This window comes from uncultured Shewanella sp., assembly GCF_947491715.1.
Lineage (GTDB): Bacteria > Pseudomonadota > Gammaproteobacteria > Enterobacterales > Shewanellaceae > Shewanella.
The window spans coordinates 66,344-84,667 of the sequence record NZ_CANLKR010000025.1 but is presented as its reverse complement, the minus strand read 5'-3'; the positions used below and the strand labels follow the sequence as shown (position 1 = coordinate 84,667).

Below are 18,324 nucleotides of genomic sequence, written 5' to 3'. Positions count from 1 at the left end.
CCCCTGTAGTTCAGTTGGTAGAACGGCGGACTGTTAATCCGTATGTCACTGGTTCGAGTCCAGTCTGGGGAGCCACTCTTTTCATTAGAATAAGTCTCATTAAATGAGTGCAATCATGTGAGTGCACCTTCATAAGATGGTTAAGTGACAAGCAAGTAAAATGATAAGCATTGCGATTCCCCTGTAGTTCAGTTGGTAGAACGGCGGACTGTTAATCCGTATGTCACTGGTTCGAGTCCAGTCTGGGGAGCCACTATTTCATCACGCAAATAGCATTCAAAAGTTAAACAATCTTTTAAAATTTTCTTATCCCTTTTTTGTTTCGTTAGATTAAACCATTATCGTAAAAACTCATTATCGTAAAAACTCATTATCATTGATAAAAATCAGTTTAGTGTTCACTGATTACTGATTAATAATGGCACCCGCTTATTTTTCAAAAATAAATCCCTATTAAAAATCGATATATACGTATCAATACACCGACTACTTCATAACCTATTATCCATGTTTCATGATCCCTCACCACTCTATTTAGACTATTTTTGAAGCTAACTTTTAAACCTTACTCTGAATGTGTTGTTTAACGGCAAGGAAAAGCTGATAATAGAGCCAATATTATCTTAATTATGAAAAAAGATGAGCGAGTATCTTCTACTATTGATCAGCACAGTACTGGTCAACAACTTTGTATTGGTGAAATTTTTAGGGTTATGCCCCTTTATGGGGGTCTCCAGTAAACTTGAATCTGCAATTGGCATGTCAATGGCGACCACCTTTGTGTTGACCTTAGCCTCAGTTTTAAGCTATCTCGTCGATCATTATTTATTGCTTCCCTTTGACTTAGATTATTTACGCACAATGAGCTTTATCTTAGTCATTGCTGTTGTGGTTCAATTTACTGAAATGTTAGTGCAAAAAACCAGTGCGGCATTACACCGCGCCTTAGGCATTTACTTGCCACTCATTACCACTAACTGTGCGGTTTTAGGTGTGGCATTACTCAATACTAATGAGCATCATAATTTATTTGAGTCAGGGATCTATGGATTTGGTGCCGCAGTCGGATTTTCAATGGTCTTAATCTTATTTTCTGCTATGCGTGAACGGCTTGCTGCCGCTGATATTCCCAGTCCTTTTAAAGGTGGCGCAATAGCAATGATCACCGCAGGACTGATGTCACTTGCATTTATGGGTTTTACAGGGTTGGTTAAATAGTGTTAACAGGTATCTTATTCGCCGTCATTGTGCTGACGTTATTAGCACTGTGTTTCGGTTTTTTACTCGGGTTTGCCGCAGAAAAATTCAAAGTTGACGGCGATCCACTCACGGATCAAGTCGAGGCCTTACTGCCACAAACACAGTGTGGCCAATGTGGCTATCCAGGCTGTAGGCCTTATGCCGAAGCGATAACATCAGGGGATAAAATCAATAAATGCCCTCCCGGCGGCACAGCCACAATGGAAAAATTGGCCGCACTGGTTGGGGTCGAACCCGAGCCTTTAAATCAAGTAGAAGAAAGCAGCGTTAAAAAAGTTGCCTTTATTCGCGAAGAAGAATGTATTGGTTGTACCAAGTGTATTCAAGCATGCCCTGTTGATGCCATTTTAGGAGCGGGTAAGTTAATGCACACTGTGATCAGCGATTACTGCACGGGGTGCGATCTTTGCGTAGCCCCTTGCCCTGTAGACTGTATTGATATGATCCCTGTAAAACAAACCACTAAAAATTGGAACTGGCAACTGAACGCTATCCCAGTCAATGTATTGGGAGAGGATAAGTCATGCTAAGTTTACTAGAACAAATTGATAACGGCACATTATGGCAATCGCCAGGTGGGATCCACCCTCCGCAGCTAAAATCGTTATCTAATATAACAACAATATCTAGGCTACCTTTAGCAAAAGAATACATAGTGCCAATGCCGCAATTAGGTGAGCAGGCCATTTTAGCTGTCAATGTTGGTGAACATGTCAACAAGGGCACAGTACTGACTCAAGGTCACAGTGCAACCTACCTCGCCGTTCATTCCCCCACCTCTGGAACCTTAGTGGCTGTCGAAGAGCGGGCAAGTAACCATGCATCGGGTCTGCCCGTTTTAAGCTGTATTATTCAAGCAGACGGACTTGATACTTGGCGAGAGCGCGATCCTCTTCCCCATTACCACTCAATACCAAATGATGAAATATTGACCCGCATAAAAGAGGCGGGAATTGCTGGTTTAGGGGGCGCAGCCTTTCCAACACATATTAAGCTCAACCCTGTCAGTGATATTGAGTTATTGATCATCAATGGGATTGAGTGTGAACCTTACATCACTTCAGACGATCGTTTAATGCGTGAATACAGTCATGACATTTTAACGGGGATCGGTATCATACAAAAACTGGTTGAGCCCAAACGCATCATTATTGCAATTGAAGACAATAAGCCAGAAGCAATTAACGCCATTGAAAATGCCCTTAAAAAGCATCCGATTAATCATCCTCACATTCGCATCACTGCTGTGCCCACTAAATACCCTTCTGGTGGTGAAAAACAGCTAATACAAATTTTAACTGGCCAAGAAGTGCCCTCTGGTGCCATTCCTGCACAGTTGGGAATGCTAGTCCAAAATGTCGGCACCGCCTTTGCCATAAAAGAAGCGATTATTGATGATAAACCGCTTATCGAACGTGTTGTCACCTTAACCGGAGAACAAGCCTCAAATCCAGGCAATTACTGGTTACCCGTAGGCACGCCCATCGATCATATATTAACTTTAGGGCAAAAAGGTTCTCCCTCACAGCCGATCATCATAGGCGGCCCAATGATGGGCTATATGCTGCCAAAAATTGAAGCTCCCATCATTAAAGGCACCAACTGCCTACTGCTACCCAGTCCAACAGAAATGCAAACAGAGCAACAAGAAAAGCCCTGTATTCGTTGCGGAGAGTGCGCCCAAGTCTGCCCAGCATTATTGCTGCCGCAGCAACTTTTCTGGCATGCTCAGGCTGAAGAATATGAGAAAGCAGCCAGCTATAACTTACAAGACTGTATCGAATGTGGCTGTTGCAGCTATGTATGCCCTAGTGATATTCCGTTGGTAGAATATTATCGTGTCGCAAAATCAGCCTTACGAGAACAAGCTAAAGACAAACAAGAAGCTGATTTAGCCAAAGAACGTTTTGATGCTAGAACGCAACGCTTAGAAGCAGAAAAAGCGGCTCGAGAAGCAAAACAACAGCAAGCCGCATCCAGACGTAAAGCTAATATGTCAAATAAAGACAGTGATGTGATTGCCGCAGCCATGGCTCGTGTTAAAGCCAAACAGAGTGAGGATAACCCAACTGTTCAGCAAGTCTCTCAAAACGCTCCTGTCAATTCAACTGACAAGAAAGCGCAAATAGCGGCCGCACTTGCACGGGCTAAAGCCAAAAAGGCCCAAGCAAACCAGAGTAACAGTCAAGCGGAGCCTGCTGAAGTTGACGCAGTCCAATCAAACGAGCCTGACTCTCAAGCTAGCGATAAAAAAGCACAAATTGCTGCCGCCATTGCACGGGCTAAAGCCAAAAAAGCCCAAACAAACAAAAGTGACAGTGAAATAGCGCCTGTTGACACTAACGCACCTCAGTCAAACAGATCCGCATCGCCGCTCAGTAATAAACCAGCCATCGATAAAAAAGCGCAAATTGCTGCCGCCATTGCACGGGCTAAAGCCAAAAAGGCCCAAGCAAACCAGAGTAACAGTCAAACGGAGCCTGCTGAAGTTGACGCAGTCCAATCAAACGAGGCTGACTCTCAAGCTAGCGATAAACAAGCACAAATTGCTGCTGCCATTGCACGGGCTAAAGCCAAAAAAGCCCAAACAAACAAAAGTGACAGTCAGACGGAGTCTGCTGAGGCTGACGCAGCCCAATCAAACGAGCTTAAGTCAAACGAGCCCGAATCGCCACTCAGCACTGAACACACCAACGATAAAAAAGCACAAATTGCTGCTGCCATTGCACGAGCTAAAGCCAAAAAGGCCCAAGCAAACCGGAGTAACAGTCAAACGGAGCCTGTTGAGGCTGACGCAGCCCAATCAAACGAGCTTAAGTCAAACGAGCCAGCATCATCACTCAGTACTGAACACATCAACGATAAACAAGCTAAAATTGCTGCTGCCATTGCACGGGCTAAAGCCAAAAAGGCCCAAGCAAACCGGAGTAACAGTCAAACGGAGCCTGTTGAGGCTGACGCAGCCCAATCAAACGAGCTTAAGTCAAATGAGCCAGCATCACTCAGTACTGAACCAGCCAACGATAGAAAAGCTAAAATTGCTGCCGCAGTCGCTAAAGCCAAGGCAAAAAAAGCCCAATCCACGCTTCTTAACCAACAAGAAACGCAAAATGACGTCACGCAAACAGACAATGAGCCCCCACAAGCGATACCATCATCAGCCACAGAATCACTGAGAAGAAGCGTTTCCGTTTCAAACGGTGCAAGATTAGACAGCACTGTTATCGATAAAAAAGCGCGAATAGCCGCTGCGATTGCAAAAGCTAAAGCTAAAAAAGCACAAGCTCAACAAGAAAATAAGGATTAACCGATGGCGTTTAAAATAGCCTCGTCACCTCATCTGACACAACATAATCAAACCCACAAGGTGATGCAGCGTGTTCTACTATGCGCTTTACCCGGCGTTGCAGTACAATGTTATTTCTTTGGTTTAGGCAGTTTAATACAAATTATATTAGCCATGTTAGTGGCTCTCGCTTGTGAAGCGGGAGTGCTATTTCTTCGAAAACGTCCCATCAAATCAACTTTAAATGACAACAGCGCTATACTCACCGCGTTATTATTAGCGATTTCCATTCCACCGTTAGCCCCTTGGTGGGTCATCGTTATTGGAACAAGTTTTGCCATTATCATAGTCAAACACCTCTATGGGGGACTCGGACAAAATATTTTTAACCCTGCAATGGCGGCGTATGTGATGCTACTTATTGCCTTTCCTGTGCAAATGACCACTTGGGTGCCGCCAAGCACTGTGGCACTGCACCCTGTCGATCTGCTGCAAAGCGCCCAATTTATTTTTACTCATATGCCTCAAAGCAGCATTAACAGCTATCAGTCAGGTATTGATGGTGTTTCGATGGCTACACCACTCGATACAGTAAAAACCAACTTATCCAGCGGGCAGACACTGCAAGAAAGTTTACTTAACCCTATTTTTAAGGATGGATTACCTGTGGGTTGGCTATGGGTTAACTTCGCTTATCTTGTTGGGGGACTGGCGATGTTAAAGCTGAAATTAATCCGCTGGCAAATAAGTCTAGGGGTGCTAAGTTCGCTATTTATCCTCAGTAGTATTGGCTTTTTACTCAACCCTGATTCACATTTAGGGCCGATAGTACACTTATTTAGCGGCGCAACCATGCTCTCAGCTTTTTTTATCGCTACCGATCCCGTCACGGCATCCACAAGTGTCAAAGGCCGACTTATTTTTGGTGCTCTTATTGGTACACTTGTTTATGTCATTCGCAGCTTTGGGGGCTACCCAGATGCCTTTGCTTTCGCGGTTTTACTCGCGAATCTTTGTGCTCCCTTTATTGATTATTATGTTAAGCCCAGAGCCTATGGCCACCGTACGAGTCATTAACAAAATACACTGATAAGAGAATCCCTTTGTGAAAAAGTCCATGATTAAAAACGGATTAATTCTAGGCATTTTTGCCTTAATTTGTACGGCGTTAGTCGCAATGGTTAATGAATTAACTTCTGCGCAAATAAAACAACAAGAAACCCAAGAATTAGGCCGTATCATACAGCAAATTATCCCTGCTCAATTACACGATAACAGCCTTCCCGAATATTGTATTCTTATTACCGCCCCATCAGCATTAGGCACACAAAATCCTATGCCGGCCTTTATCGCGACGGAAAAGGGAAAACCCACCGCCATTGCTATGGAAACTATCGCACCTGACGGATATAACGGTAATATTCGTATAATTGTCGGCATTGATGCACAAGGTGTCGTCTTAGGTGTCCGTACCTTGGCGCAACAAGAAACCCCCGGTTTAGGTGATAAAATTGAGATCAGAAAATCCGATTGGGTAAACAGCTTTAAAGGTATGGTATTAAATGCAACCACAGCATCACAATGGAAAGTCAAAAAAGACGGTGGCGATATCGATGAATTTACTGGAGCAACCATCACCCCAAGAGCATATGTCAAAGCCGTCAAAAATACACTCCAATACTTTAACCAACATAAAGCAAGATTGCTCAAACAAGCCCCCAATTGCGAGACAACACAATGAGTGAATATCAGACTGTTATCGACGTGACTAGAACAACTATTAACTCGCTCAACAATACAGCCAATAACGGAACACGACACAATGGGTGAATATAAAACGATTGCTTGGCAAGGACTTTGGAAAAACAACCCTGGACTGGTTCAGCTCCTTGGATTGTGTCCATTACTTGCGGTCACAGCGACCTTAACGAATGCATTAGGCCTTGGCTTAGCCACATTATTAGTCCTTATGGGATCCAATATTTTAGTTTCCCTAGTAAGAGATTATGTACCAAAAGAGATCCGTATTCCCGTTTTTGTCATGATCATTGCCGCACTCGTGACAACGGTGCAATTACTGATTAATGCCTATGCTTACGGATTATATTTATCCCTCGGGATCTTTTTACCGCTCATTGTGACCAATTGTGTCATTATCGGCCGAGCTGAGGCCTTCGCGTCTCGTAATAACGTCTTAAAAGCCGCTTTTGATGGCTTCATGATGGGACTAGGCTTTACCTTAGTACTGGCTGTTTTAGGTGCAATACGGGAAATATTAAGTCAAGGCACTCTATTTTCAGGGGCCGATCAATTATTAGGCCCTTGGGCAAAAGGATTAACTGTCCAGCTTTGGCAAGTTGATACCAACTTTTTACTCGCCATGTTACCACCCGGTGCTTTCATTGGTATGGGACTATTGATCGCCTTAAAAAATGTCATTGACACGCAATGGGCCAAACGCCACCCCGTCACTTCTCCTGACGCGCCAACCCGTGCTCGGATCACAAAAGTAAGCTAATTCATCATGAACAATGAAAAACGTCGACAAATATTAGAACGCTTAAGAGCAAATAACCCACATCCTGAAACAGAGCTTAATTTCTCCAGCCCTTTTGAACTCTTAGTGGCTGTCACGCTCTCAGCTCAAGCCACAGATATCAGTGTCAATAAGGCCACTGACAAACTTTTCCCCGTCGCCAATACCGCCCAGAGTATTTATGCCTTAGGCGTCGATGGCCTCAAAGAATATATTAAAACCATTGGATTATATAATAATAAAGCCATTAATGTAATAAAGGCATGTGGCATGCTGATTGAATTATACGATGGGGAAGTCCCCGAAAACAGGGAGGCCTTAGAAGCCCTGCCGGGGGTAGGACGCAAAACCGCTAATGTGGTGCTCAATACCGCGTTTGGCTGGCCTACTATTGCTGTCGATACACACATTGATCGCGTGTCTAACCGCACTAAATTTGCCATTGGCAAGAATGTGGTTGAAGTCGAGAAAAAACTCTTAAAAGTGGTGCCTACTGAGTTCAAAGTGGATGTTCACCATTGGCTTATCCTTCATGGCCGCTATACCTGCATCGCCCGCAAACCCCGATGTGGCAGCTGTATTATCGAAGATCTCTGTGAGTTTAAAGATAAAGTGTATCCTGAGGAATAAAACAAAAACACAGGCTTGTCTCTTATAAAACAGCACAAGTCTGTATTTAAAAAGCCATTTGAAATAACTATCATTTGTTCGCAGCAATCCCCCTGCAGACGCATTGTTACTATTTCTAATCGAGCTCATCGAAAAAGTGCTGAAACATCGTACCCGCTGAGTTTAAGTTGGATGCCCACCATTGATCACTTACTCTTACTGCATTCCCCTAAGCCTCGTTGTGGTAGCGGTATTATCGAAGGTTGTTGTGAGTTTTAGAATGTGATCTATTCGAAAAAATAGCCGTTTAAGTCATACATAACCTTTCAATTATGTATGACTTCATAATATTAAAACAACGCAGTAAAAAATAGAGAAAAAATAATCGCAATGAACACGACCGTCCCAATGGCTATTTTAAGTTCTGTTGACACACACCCTCCTTATTATCATCCTTTAATTAACCTAGTTCCTTATCTATCCTTGCACATACTGTCACCCATTATGCGTCAATCATAAATAAACCAACACCCCTAAAAGTATTTAAGCCAATAATGATTACAGGGCTTAAATTATCCGCCTTAGCCCACTTTGTGGTCGCCATTTAAACTGCTCTTTATTATGCTGATTTTCCACACTCACCTGAGTAAAACTATTAATACTCGAATAAGCCGAAAATATTTGATTGAGTACCGCACCAAACAAATACATATCACCAATGCAAGGAAAGCCATCAGGATCTAACTTAATTTTCACATCAGAGCCTCGGATCATCACCCCTTTATAGAGCCGATTAACGGGCTCTATCCACACTTCTTTTATCGACTCCGTTCGTTTCGTATTCGCTAATACTTTTGCTCGATCAGCTGTATCAATAAACACATACAGTTTCAATAAGGCTGTTAAGTTTTCAGCATCGGCTAATGTCAGTTGATTTAAATACAAATGTGATAACAAGCGCCAAAGTGTATTCTTTCCTAAAGGACTTTCAATGGGCGCCGTGGGTGTTAATATATTGGTAAACTCCACTAAGGCGGGTGACGACTCAGTCGGCAAGCAAATATCGCCAAATTGTAATTTTTCTGGTAAAGAGGCATTAGAGCACGTCACTTTTACCGATAACATTTCTCGGTTTATTTTCTCCTCTGACACAGGATAAGCAACAGATAGAAAGACTTCAGAGCCAAAATGCAACCGCGCTTTACGCCGTCTGAGTGAATAAACGGGTACCAGCTCGGCTTGAGGGTTAAACATGGTAAATGGCTGATAAATACGTTCTTTGACACTTCCTTGAACAAAACCAACCACTTTATCAACTGCATAAACCTGATAACCATCATGACCACGGGTACTGGGGGTGATCTTATACTCTAATCGTTTATGATCCAATAAAATACTGCTGGCATCATGATTAAATAAGTTAATAGCCGGAACGCAAAATAACAATAGATCATTGGTGGTAAATGAGACATCTTCCACATCACTTTTCAACATCAATTCTATTGTAAAACCCCGCACGCCATCAAATCGCTTTAACCAATCTAATCCTAATACATCAAAGAAAAGAAACTTTTGAGGCAACAAAAAATATTCTTGTAATGAGCGAAAGGCAGGAAAGGAATTCTTCGGGTACGGCAGTAAAGGTGAATCATCAAAATCAGGAAACAACTTCAGATTATCTTTGACATTGAGCGTTCGTTTTTCTCCGCCAGCGCGTAAAGCTAATGCTCGAACCTTATTGTTTATTACAGAAAACTTATTCACGGCAAGGTTATAAGAGCCAGCAATATGAAATCGCAACGATGAAATATTTAAATCGGCTAAACTGCCATCATCCACTTCAATGTTAATTGACAGTTTATTGCCCTCTTTACTCACACTGCTAACATGTAAAGGGTGTAAGGTGATCTCATCTGTCGTGGTAAATAAACAGCTCACCCCATCCACTTCCTTCGCAGCCAATTCAGTCCCCGACTTAACCGTCACAGAATCAGTAACGCCACGTTTAGTATTAAAGCGCATAATAGTGGCTGAGGGTAAAGGGCGTAAATAATGGGGGAAAATCAACTGAGTTAAACCATGGATCACCTCAGGGAAATCATCATCTAGCCTTTCTTGTACTAACCCTGATAAAAACGCACTCCCCTCTAACAAACGCTCAACATCAGGATCAGCATATTGTCCTGCAAGCATGGGGGCTAATGCGGGATGTTTCAGTGAGAATTCTTTCCCTAATTCATGTAAATAAGATAATTGCTGTTGGTAATATTTATTAATCACGATATTTCTCACCTATCAAAATATTCATTAAAAAGCTGAGAGCAGCCTGAGTGAAAAAATGCTATCCTTCATAACTTGTGTCGCGAATGCAGTTCGCAAGTTCAATCATAAAATATCTCACTCACCGAAGCGTCAGTGAGACCCCCATACAACAAGTTAACGGCTAAAAACCACACTCAATGTGTTTCCACTATGGAATATTTCAGGCGCACGAGACGTATCGGCCTCTCTTAACCATAATACACTGCGAACAAAACCATCATATTGAACTAAAACAACTTTTTCTACAGGTCCTTTATCAAAACGCCAAATATTCTTGGTATCGATCCCCCAATTCCCTTGAATATCTAATACCCAAGCTTTCTTCTTATTCACAAAAAAACCAGTCCATTTAACTTGTTGCTGAGACAATTGAAACTCAATAGTCTCAGCGTTGTTAACTGTTTTATGAGTAATGCCTGTAACAAAAGCGCCCTGTTTTTCGGGCGAAACTTGAACAGGTGTCGTCACCTTGTTATTAGTCATTGATGCGTTAGCTGCTTGTGATGCCGCCGGTGCTGTATCAACTTTTTGAACAACGGCCTCTTGAGAAGCCACATTATTCGTTACTGAGCTGACAGCGCTCTCTCCTTCAACAACATGCGTATTTTGCTTAACATCCTGGTTAAATTCTGTATTCAACTCCGAAGTTGTTTGTGACCTTGTTGGCACCTGTTTGTCGCTAGGCGTAATAAAAAACTGTGACTTCAACGCATCATATTTTTCTGCCACAAATGTTCTAAACTCCGCCCCCATACCAAATTGAGATTCTATCGCTGATTTGATGGGGATCGTATTCAATCGATAACCAGAACCATAAATAGTAATAAAAACAGTAGTGATTATAACAAAAAACCACACCCCAAATAGTACCAATGACACCATACGTTCGTACGTTACTCTCATAGTTACCTCACTGAATCTACTGAGCATTCGGCAATAGTCAATGGCACACTCAAACTATTACTTTTTGCCAGTGCGATAATCGGTACGCCGCCATTAATCTTATAGCTCAACGTTAACCACTTCATTCCCATTTGCGTCAATTCCTTCTCATGCGCAGGGAAATCAGAAGGCTTAAATGTTCTCTGACCCGTTCTAAAATCAGTCAAAAACTTTTGAAACCCTAACTGACCAGAATAGGTTTTAGTCACATTCAATCCATCAAACTTAACGTCTAATGTTGTTGTGCCACAATTTGAAGGATCCCACTTGAACAACTGACTCGCGGGGAAGTTATAATTATCAAGTGAAATTTCACCTGATGCGCATTGAAGCTTTAACGTCACAGATTTAGGTTTTAATGCCGCACTACCATTAATACTCATCGGCACATTCGCCACAGTAACATTATAAGAGCTTTTCACTTTCTGCTCTAAATAAGCGCCCCTCTCAACAAATTGAAAGAAATCTGTTTTAAAAGGAATCGATAATCCTTGAAATGATTTAGGATGCCAACCATCGGCCCGACGTTCAACGAAACCTTTGGCTGGACCGTCGATGAATTTCGACAATAACCCACCTTTGGTAAACAACCGTGATTCTTGTTCGTCAGCAGGAATGTATTTTAAAGCGCCATAAACATCACTTTCCCAATAATTTTGCAATGCACAAGCCGCTAATTCCATCTCAGCAGACAATACAAATTGCACACTATTTCGATAAATGTCACCGGCATCAAACTGGGTATCTTTATCCTCTAAAATCAAATCTAAGCTATCAGCCGCCATCATTGTTTGGGTGATAGGTGATTTAGGATCGCTATTCGATAAAATCTTCGAAGCACTATTAAATGATGCATTAATGGTGCTCACATCAGGCACAATATCTGACAATCCCTTTTGAAATTGCTGATAAGCAAGAATACCGTCATTCACTTTCTTAAAATAAACCGGATCAGAGATATTACTCACTGCACCAATGATAGCATTCACGCCTTTTTTAATATCTTTCGACTCATTTTCTTTTTTCTCCCAATAATCTTTAATGATGGCTTGAGATAGAATTAAATCGTCAAGATTAACAGAGTAAATAGGCTGTATGGCTTGCAATTCTTCAAGCATCTTTTTCTGCATCAACATATAAGGATTATCTTTACCCGCCATGCGTTGCATGATCAAACGCTTGTCTTCAAGGGTTAAGCCTTTTGTTGATATATTAAATTGCCGTGCAAAACGTTGCCATTGCTGGACATATTCCGCGCCGTATAAACTCCAAAAGCGATTAATTTGTATTTCAACCGTTTTATCATTACTGGTTGTCTTTAAAATCCTAATGAGTTTTTGAATCGAATTATAGCCATCTTTGGTATAAGCACCCGATAAGGTACTATTAGATTTAAACGTTTGAGACCAAAAATCAGCCGCTTTCACTGCCACAGAGTTATGAGATGATCCTGCCCAAGTTGTGATCCAGTTCCAATCTTTACGATTTAACACCACATCACTTAACGCACTGCGCGTCGTTGAAGCCAAATATTGCAAGGTTTCAGTATCTGTTTGCCAACTGACATAAGCATCATACAAAAGGGCAAAAGTCGCTTGATAGGAAATTTCAATCCCTAATAAGCGCTTATCCAAGGTCATCCACTCTTGATAACCTAAGCCTTCTTTTTCATGTGGGATTTGATTCAACTTCTCTTCAATTTCTTTTAATCGCCAAGCCAGATGCACTATCGTATCGCCCACAATGGGGGATGACTTCTCTGTTTCCACATGCTTTAAATGAGAATATAAAATTTTATCAGTAGAAGGTAAGACTGAATCCGCAAAACGCTTCACTAAAAAGGCTTTTGACTCTTTAATAGAACGTTTTAGCGCCCAATCTAAGCCAAACTGAGGGATGGGCCAATTCTTATAAGCCTCCTCAACATCTGTAATCGTACTGCGCAACGTTCCCAAAGCCAAAATATCATCTAAAACTACTGTCTTAGGTGTCTTACTCGCTTGAACTTGCGCCTGCAGTTGCGCCATTAGCTCATGATCTTTAGAAAAGTTCAAACTGGCAATGGCCACAAAACAAAATGTGAGTAATAAAAAAGTGACCAATGCGATATTGGCACTGATTGTCTTCCACCTTAAAAACTCTTTAATGGGCTTAAAGACATTACGGTGAGTCGGTAGCACACTGGAGAAAAAATCATATAAAAATAAGCCGCTGCCTTTATTTTCATCTTGGATCTCAACACCTTCAACATCAGGGAGTAATTCACCAATAAACTGACTCTTCTCCTCACCAGGCTGAACCGCACTGGAGAAATACAAACCTTTTAATAGCACGGCTTCATGATATTTACCGCTACTAAAGGCACTGTTAATAAAGGTATTTAACGACGCTTTTAGGGCTAATAGCTCCGAAGAAAGTAAAAAGCGTTCCCCACCTTTAATGTCATCCAACACGAGTAAATGATTGTCGACTTTCGTAATGATGTCAGCCACAGCTTTATCAACAAATCCCGTTATGTCATCCGTATTTTCAGCGGTATAACCGAAAGCTTGCTTAAGATCATCAGGAGATAATTGCGCCGCAAAATCACAAAAGCCATAAATCATATCGGCTTTAGTCACCATCAAATAAACAGGGATCCTCGCCCCCATAATGCGCATAACACGGTTAATTCGGCCTCCAATATGGCGTCCATAATCTCGTAATGCTTGCTCATTATTATCAAGAAGCTTCTCAACGGGTAAAGTGATCACTAAACCATTTAATGGTTCCTTTTTACGATACTTCAACAATAGCGCTAAAAACTCAGACCATTCTTCATCATCTGATTTTTCCGTTAATGGCACAGCATAACGCCCTGCAGTATCGATAATGATAGCCTCTTCAAAAAACCACCAATCGCAATTTTGCGTATGCCTTGCCCCATGAACAGGACCAACACCAGAAAGAATAGACGTCAAACCTGAACGATAAATGGCACTGGATTTACCTGAATCGGTTTCACCAAATACCACAAACCAAGGCAAAACATATAAGGGATTACCTAAGTTTTTTAATCTTGATTCTCTTAATGTATTAACGCCTTCAAGCCAACGTTCTTGCAATTGTAATTGTCTCAGCCTGTTTTCTTCTTTTGCTGATTCAATCAAGCTGTTGTCATATTCAACAACTCGGTTTACAAACGCTCGCTCCCTATGCCTTAGCACATAAACACGAATTAAATAGATTAAGCCAACAATGCCAGCTATCCCAGACAGAATGGCCGCCCCAATCCACCATGGCCACTCTTTCAATGAGACCAAGTAGAAAACGCCGCCAGACACCGCCACAATTAAGACAATGATGAATAGAACCTTTAACAAGGTCCATAAGAATTTCCTCATTAAATGCCCTCTCGTGTTCGTAAACTAGTGAAATACATATTTATCACATATTGTGGAATATAAAATACAAGACTCATCTTATTCTGCTCCCATCGGTATTAAACTAAGTTAAATAGCAGAACTTGATACAATATAAAGATAAGTGCAGAACCAAAAACCGCGCTCAGGATCAACATCAACATAAAAAAGTCTAACCAACGCCATTGAATTAAAGGAGGGCTTTTCTCTACCGCAGACAGCGTATTGAATAATGCACCTTCGGTATTCGGCGCCAACGCCTCTATGACGTTTTTCTTAATAGACAGTAACTCTTTTTTATCGCTTTCAAAATATTTACCTTCCACTCCCATCGTTAAGCAACGAGCATACACATGCAATACATTCTTAAGTGCTTGCCTAGAGTAAGCATCGGCAGGGGTATCATCAGTAGCATGAAAACGAGTTAAAATATTATCGAGTCGATTAAAAAACTCTTCACCACCGCAATGGGTATTGAAAAATCGCGCTTGTAATGGGATCCAAGGCTGAGATTTTGACCACTCAGATAACAGTAACTTTTCGTCAGCCCAAGTGTAGATAGCAAATTTGGCATCATCAAAAAAGTCATCTCGGCTAAATAACTTCTTTGCTTCTTTATCGGCTTTCTCTCTATAAGTATCTAAATACTCAGCAATGTCATTTTCAGGAATACTATATTGACCATTATGCACAGACAATACTGCTGACATAAAGGGTTGATAGATACTTAATATATCCATAATTAGCCTCGAGTAACGTAAAGTGTTGCTTGGCAATCAGCATCACTAACCCAATACATACTTAACTTTTTATCTTCTCTAACCGCATCCCATAAAGGCGAAGAAACATCAATTTCGCAATACACGCCTTGCTCATTTTGCGGCAAGCTCATGGGTCTATCTTCCAGTAGTTTTAAGGGGATCCCTGAGACAGCATGAGCCAGTAAAGACGATAACGATCCAGTAGAAGACAAGCGGATCATCCGTGATAATTGTTCATTAAACTGTGATTCTGACACCCCAGTAAAGAGAATACAGTAGCGGTATTCTTCTTTCATTGAACCATCGGGCAATGACAGTGACCAAATCCCTTTTTGATCCGTGAATGGAAGCACATACTCAGGCCCCACCATAATTCCCTGTAAAGAACGTTCGATTTGCTCAATCAGTACAGAAAAAACAAGGTTTAAATCCGTATGATCATAGTGTGGCCAGCGCTGATTAAGTTCATCATCTGCCACTGAAATATCAACAATAAAGCTACTCATCTCTGCCACTATTTCACATAAAGTAGACCAAACATCTCTGGGATGAATAACAGGCGTTTCAATCACATTTTGTATCAGCCAAGCACATCGATTAAGAGAGCGAATAGCCAGTAGAATTTCGTATTGACCTTGAGCACTTTGCTGGCCTAATGTGTTGGGCTGTTTAAAACGCTCCAATTGTCTCGCTCTTGACACTACTTTGGCGCTGACTTCTTCAAGTAAATGATCAAGCCTAGGCCACAACTTTGCATTCACTAATGGTGGAATAAAGGATTTATGGAAACGGATTTCATTACCATCTTGCTCTAAAATAGCAACTGGCATGAGCATATAATCACCCGCAGCCTCTATTTCATCTTCCCAAAAAAACTTTAATAAATATTTTAAAGGTTGTGTATGACCTTCTACACCACTTGAATACAGATCGGGCACCGTTTCAGGTGTTTCATTAACAATAAAGCGAGTATCCAATGTGGGAGATAAAGCAGAATCATCGACCTCAACAACATTACTTCTTTCGCTGTCCCATTGCTTCAACCCTAAATAAACCTTAAACGACTGCCCAGTCTTTACCCATTCATCATCAAAGTAACGTGAAATTACTTCAGCATTATCAGGAATACTGCACAAAGCGCCATCTTGAAAAAGTATTTCACCACTAGAAAGCACCAAGCGCTTATCTAATAATGCATTAGACTGTATTTCTAGAGACAACACTCCCCACATATCATTATGCAGTAGTTGGCTGGTTCTCGACATTTTCTGCTGATGAAATTGAGATTCCAGCTGGAAATGTTGTGGCTGTAATAATAAACCTTGATGCCAATAAACCTGTTTATTCACTTTCAAGTGGCGACCTCACTTACTGTTTTTTTGTAACTGTATCATTTTGACGTAACGTATCTTCATTAAAGCTCAAGGATACAGAGAGTACTTCAGGGGTATACCAATCTTTTGACCACCACCACATACCCGTTTCAGATTTCTGTACTGGTATGTCATAAACTGCTGTAACATTGGCGCCTTTATTGACATATCCAGCAACGACACCAACAAACTTCGTGTTATCAAAGCGATCAAAACTGCCAATCCATTTTGAACCTGGTTGTAAAAAAATACGCTCACTTTGGGTAACAGAGCTATCAAAACGATTGCATCCCAACATGATATTGATACCATTCGCTGTTGAAGCATATTCGACAAATTTAGCCTTATCAGAAAGCTGATAAACACAAATCATTAAACTGTGCGCTTGACCGTCGTACCAGTTCAATTTGTCTGTTGCCGAAACACTCATTTTTATTGCTTTAGGCTGCCATTGCCACTTTATCGAATCAGGACTAGATGCAGGCGTACCAGCAATTTGAGGCTTAGGATCACTGGCACACCCCACTAACAATATTGAGATAAAAAAAATGAGGTATCGATACATAATACTGTTCCTTAACATATTATTTCTACAACGAGTCATGCAAAGTGACTAAAAATAACACCGATACAAGTCTGCATTCTCATTCTTAATCGGGCTTTCACCAAATAACATCGACTCAGGGATCCCTTTAATACGAATATAATAACTTTCGCCAGCAGCTAATTGATTCTCGACCCCCCAACCAATAAACTCAATGCCATCAACTTCTAATTTCATTCCCTTGTAAGGATAAGACAAGATTGCTTTTTGTGGTAGTTTACCTGACGGACCGACACCATGAGCATCGATATCAGCGCCAGCAAGTGCAATCATAGCACCTGCCCAATCATCGCCAATAGGACCGACTTCAAACCAAGTTCCCACTCCCATGATAGCATGGCAATTCAGCCGATACTCAGACTCTATGACAGGTAAGACCTTAGTGGTGGCCGCTAATACTTTCACCCCTAAAACCGCGCTGTTTATAAATTCACATGCAGAGATATACGTGGATGATAGGACGTTTTCCGTTTTATTAATACCAATAATAAACACAGGAAAGCCATCCCCTTTTAGCTGCCTTAATTGCATCAAAGTCAAATTCAATGAAAAACGGTTATGTGCATTTTCAAAAGACTCAGGAGACATCAAAATGACCCAAGCATCTGCTGTTTTTAGTTCTTCAGTGGGCAATTCCCAACCCTTTTTATCATCAAATTCAGGCCAAAAATGACCATTCAGATCCAAACCATATTTATGCAGATCGGTAAATACCTTTTTTGAAGCCACTTCATCTCTATCAAATGCACTGATCCAAACTCTTTTTTTCATGAATTTATCCCTTTAAAAACGTTATTTAAGTACCAGTACTTTCACTTGAGATGGAGCTAAAGTACTCCCCACAGTATTAGGCGACATACCATTTTGCCCCGTTGTACTCGTTAGTCTTTGGCAAGGAACGCCTCCCACTATCACACCGACACTGCCAACCATAAACGTTGTTGGCCCCATCATCATACCCGATGCCACACCACCAACCGCCCCCGCATTATCACCATTACTTAACATGACCATTGAGGACTGGTTGATTGTCGGCGCGCCATCAATCAACACATTAATCGCAGCGGTAGCCGGATTGCACATGGTGCCTTCAGATATATTAGGATAAGGCATTGGAGAAACTGCAGGTCCAACAACCGTATTACACACATCTGGAAAACCTAAATTCATGCCACCTAATGTCGTATTAGCAAACATCATTACCTCCTAGCTTAACTCTATACATTTAAT

The 18,324-nt window shown here is 41.4% G+C and carries 15 protein-coding genes and 1 tRNA gene; 8 read left to right on the top strand and 8 right to left on the bottom strand.

Annotated features, from left to right (window positions below; translation table 11 throughout):
• The first annotated feature begins 177 nt into the window (after positions 1-177).
• The 8 genes from Q0779_RS16535 (at position 178) to nth (ending at position 7,712) form a co-directional block, all read left to right on the top strand.
• Positions 178-253: transfer RNA gene (locus Q0779_RS16535), tRNA-Asn, on the top strand.
• 386 nt (positions 254-639) lie between these two features.
• The gene (rsxA, locus tag Q0779_RS16530) at positions 640-1,218 is read left to right on the top strand and encodes an electron transport complex subunit RsxA (protein WP_298774197.1); all 579 of its coding nucleotides are present in this window, start codon (positions 640-642) and stop codon (positions 1,216-1,218) included.
• Positions 1,218-1,790, top strand: coding sequence for an electron transport complex subunit RsxB (gene rsxB / locus Q0779_RS16525; RefSeq protein ID WP_298774196.1), 573 nt, complete (start codon positions 1,218-1,220; stop codon positions 1,788-1,790). Before rsxA ends, rsxB begins: the two co-directional genes overlap by 1 nt.
• Positions 1,784-4,567: an electron transport complex subunit RsxC gene (gene rsxC, locus Q0779_RS16520; protein WP_298774194.1), complete on the top strand. Its 2,784-nt coding sequence runs from the start codon at positions 1,784-1,786 to the stop codon at positions 4,565-4,567. The genes rsxB and rsxC overlap by 7 nt, the downstream gene beginning before the upstream one ends.
• Before the next feature lie 3 nt (positions 4,568-4,570).
• Complete coding sequence (rsxD, locus tag Q0779_RS16515) at positions 4,571-5,623, top strand: electron transport complex subunit RsxD (RefSeq protein WP_298774191.1); 1,053 nt, start codon at positions 4,571-4,573, stop codon at positions 5,621-5,623.
• A gap of 28 nt (positions 5,624-5,651) precedes the next feature.
• A complete protein-coding gene (rsxG, locus tag Q0779_RS16510) occupies positions 5,652-6,287 on the top strand; it encodes an electron transport complex subunit RsxG (protein WP_298774190.1) in 636 nt (211 codons plus the stop codon).
• A gap of 81 nt (positions 6,288-6,368) precedes the next feature.
• Entirely contained in the window at positions 6,369-7,064 is a 696-nt protein-coding gene (locus Q0779_RS16505) for an electron transport complex subunit E (RefSeq protein ID WP_298774187.1), read from the top strand.
• 6 nt (positions 7,065-7,070) lie between these two features.
• A complete protein-coding gene (gene nth, locus Q0779_RS16500) occupies positions 7,071-7,712 on the top strand; it encodes an endonuclease III (RefSeq protein ID WP_298774186.1) in 642 nt (213 codons plus the stop codon).
• Positions 7,713-8,258: 546 nt separating this feature from the next.
• Here nth and tssF read toward each other — a convergent pair.
• From tssF to Q0779_RS16460, 8 genes are all read right to left on the bottom strand, one after another.
• Positions 8,259-9,971: a type VI secretion system baseplate subunit TssF gene (tssF, locus tag Q0779_RS16495; protein WP_298774183.1), complete on the bottom strand. Its 1,713-nt coding sequence runs from the start codon at positions 9,969-9,971 to the stop codon at positions 8,259-8,261.
• A gap of 156 nt (positions 9,972-10,127) precedes the next feature.
• Positions 10,128-10,916 carry an AMIN domain-containing protein gene (locus Q0779_RS16490; protein ID WP_298774181.1) on the bottom strand — a complete coding sequence of 263 codons (789 nt, stop codon included), beginning with the start codon at positions 10,914-10,916 and terminating at the stop codon, positions 10,128-10,130.
• 2 nt (positions 10,917-10,918) lie between these two features.
• Positions 10,919-14,338, bottom strand: coding sequence for a type VI secretion protein IcmF/TssM N-terminal domain-containing protein (locus Q0779_RS16485; protein ID WP_298774180.1), 3,420 nt, complete (start codon positions 14,336-14,338; stop codon positions 10,919-10,921).
• A 98-nt stretch (positions 14,339-14,436) separates the two neighbouring features.
• Positions 14,437-15,096 (bottom strand): DotU family type IV/VI secretion system protein, encoded by a 660-nt coding sequence (locus Q0779_RS16480; protein ID WP_298774179.1) that lies wholly within the window; start codon positions 15,094-15,096, stop codon positions 14,437-14,439.
• Between the two features lie 2 nt (positions 15,097-15,098).
• Positions 15,099-16,466: a type VI secretion system baseplate subunit TssK gene (gene tssK, locus Q0779_RS16475; protein ID WP_298774200.1), complete on the bottom strand. Its 1,368-nt coding sequence runs from the start codon at positions 16,464-16,466 to the stop codon at positions 15,099-15,101.
• A gap of 19 nt (positions 16,467-16,485) precedes the next feature.
• On the bottom strand, positions 16,486-17,055 hold the full coding sequence (tssJ, locus tag Q0779_RS16470) for a type VI secretion system lipoprotein TssJ (protein WP_298774178.1): 570 nt from the start codon (positions 17,053-17,055) through the stop codon (positions 16,486-16,488).
• Between the two features lie 48 nt (positions 17,056-17,103).
• Positions 17,104-17,865 (bottom strand): hypothetical protein, encoded by a 762-nt coding sequence (locus Q0779_RS16465; protein WP_298774176.1) that lies wholly within the window; start codon positions 17,863-17,865, stop codon positions 17,104-17,106.
• A 21-nt stretch (positions 17,866-17,886) separates the two neighbouring features.
• Positions 17,887-18,294, bottom strand: a complete 408-nt coding sequence (locus tag Q0779_RS16460) for a DUF4150 domain-containing protein (protein ID WP_298774174.1) — start codon at positions 18,292-18,294, stop codon at positions 17,887-17,889.
• Positions 18,295-18,324 lie beyond the last annotated feature (30 nt).

Bases quoted from the DNA above. Each gene is read 5' to 3' on its own strand.
- nth (WP_298774186.1), top strand. From the start codon at position 7,071: ATGAACAATGAAAAACGTCGACAAATATTAGAACGCTTAAGAGCAAAT.
- rsxD (WP_298774191.1), top strand. From the start codon at position 4,571: ATGGCGTTTAAAATAGCCTCGTCACCTCATCTGACACAACATAATCAA.
- rsxC (WP_298774194.1), top strand. From the start codon at position 1,784: ATGCTAAGTTTACTAGAACAAATTGATAACGGCACATTATGGCAATCG.
- tssJ (WP_298774178.1), bottom strand. From the start codon at position 17,055: ATGTATCGATACCTCATTTTTTTTATCTCAATATTGTTAGTGGGGTGT.
- Q0779_RS16480 (WP_298774179.1), bottom strand. From the start codon at position 15,096: ATGGATATATTAAGTATCTATCAACCCTTTATGTCAGCAGTATTGTCT.
- Q0779_RS16485 (WP_298774180.1), bottom strand. From the start codon at position 14,338: ATGAGGAAATTCTTATGGACCTTGTTAAAGGTTCTATTCATCATTGTC.
- Q0779_RS16460 (WP_298774174.1), bottom strand. From the start codon at position 18,294: ATGATGTTTGCTAATACGACATTAGGTGGCATGAATTTAGGTTTTCCA.
- Q0779_RS16505 (WP_298774187.1), top strand. From the start codon at position 6,369: ATGGGTGAATATAAAACGATTGCTTGGCAAGGACTTTGGAAAAACAAC.
- Q0779_RS16490 (WP_298774181.1), bottom strand. From the start codon at position 10,916: ATGAGAGTAACGTACGAACGTATGGTGTCATTGGTACTATTTGGGGTG.
- rsxA (WP_298774197.1), top strand. From the start codon at position 640: ATGAGCGAGTATCTTCTACTATTGATCAGCACAGTACTGGTCAACAAC.
- Q0779_RS16465 (WP_298774176.1), bottom strand. From the start codon at position 17,865: ATGAAAAAAAGAGTTTGGATCAGTGCATTTGATAGAGATGAAGTGGCT.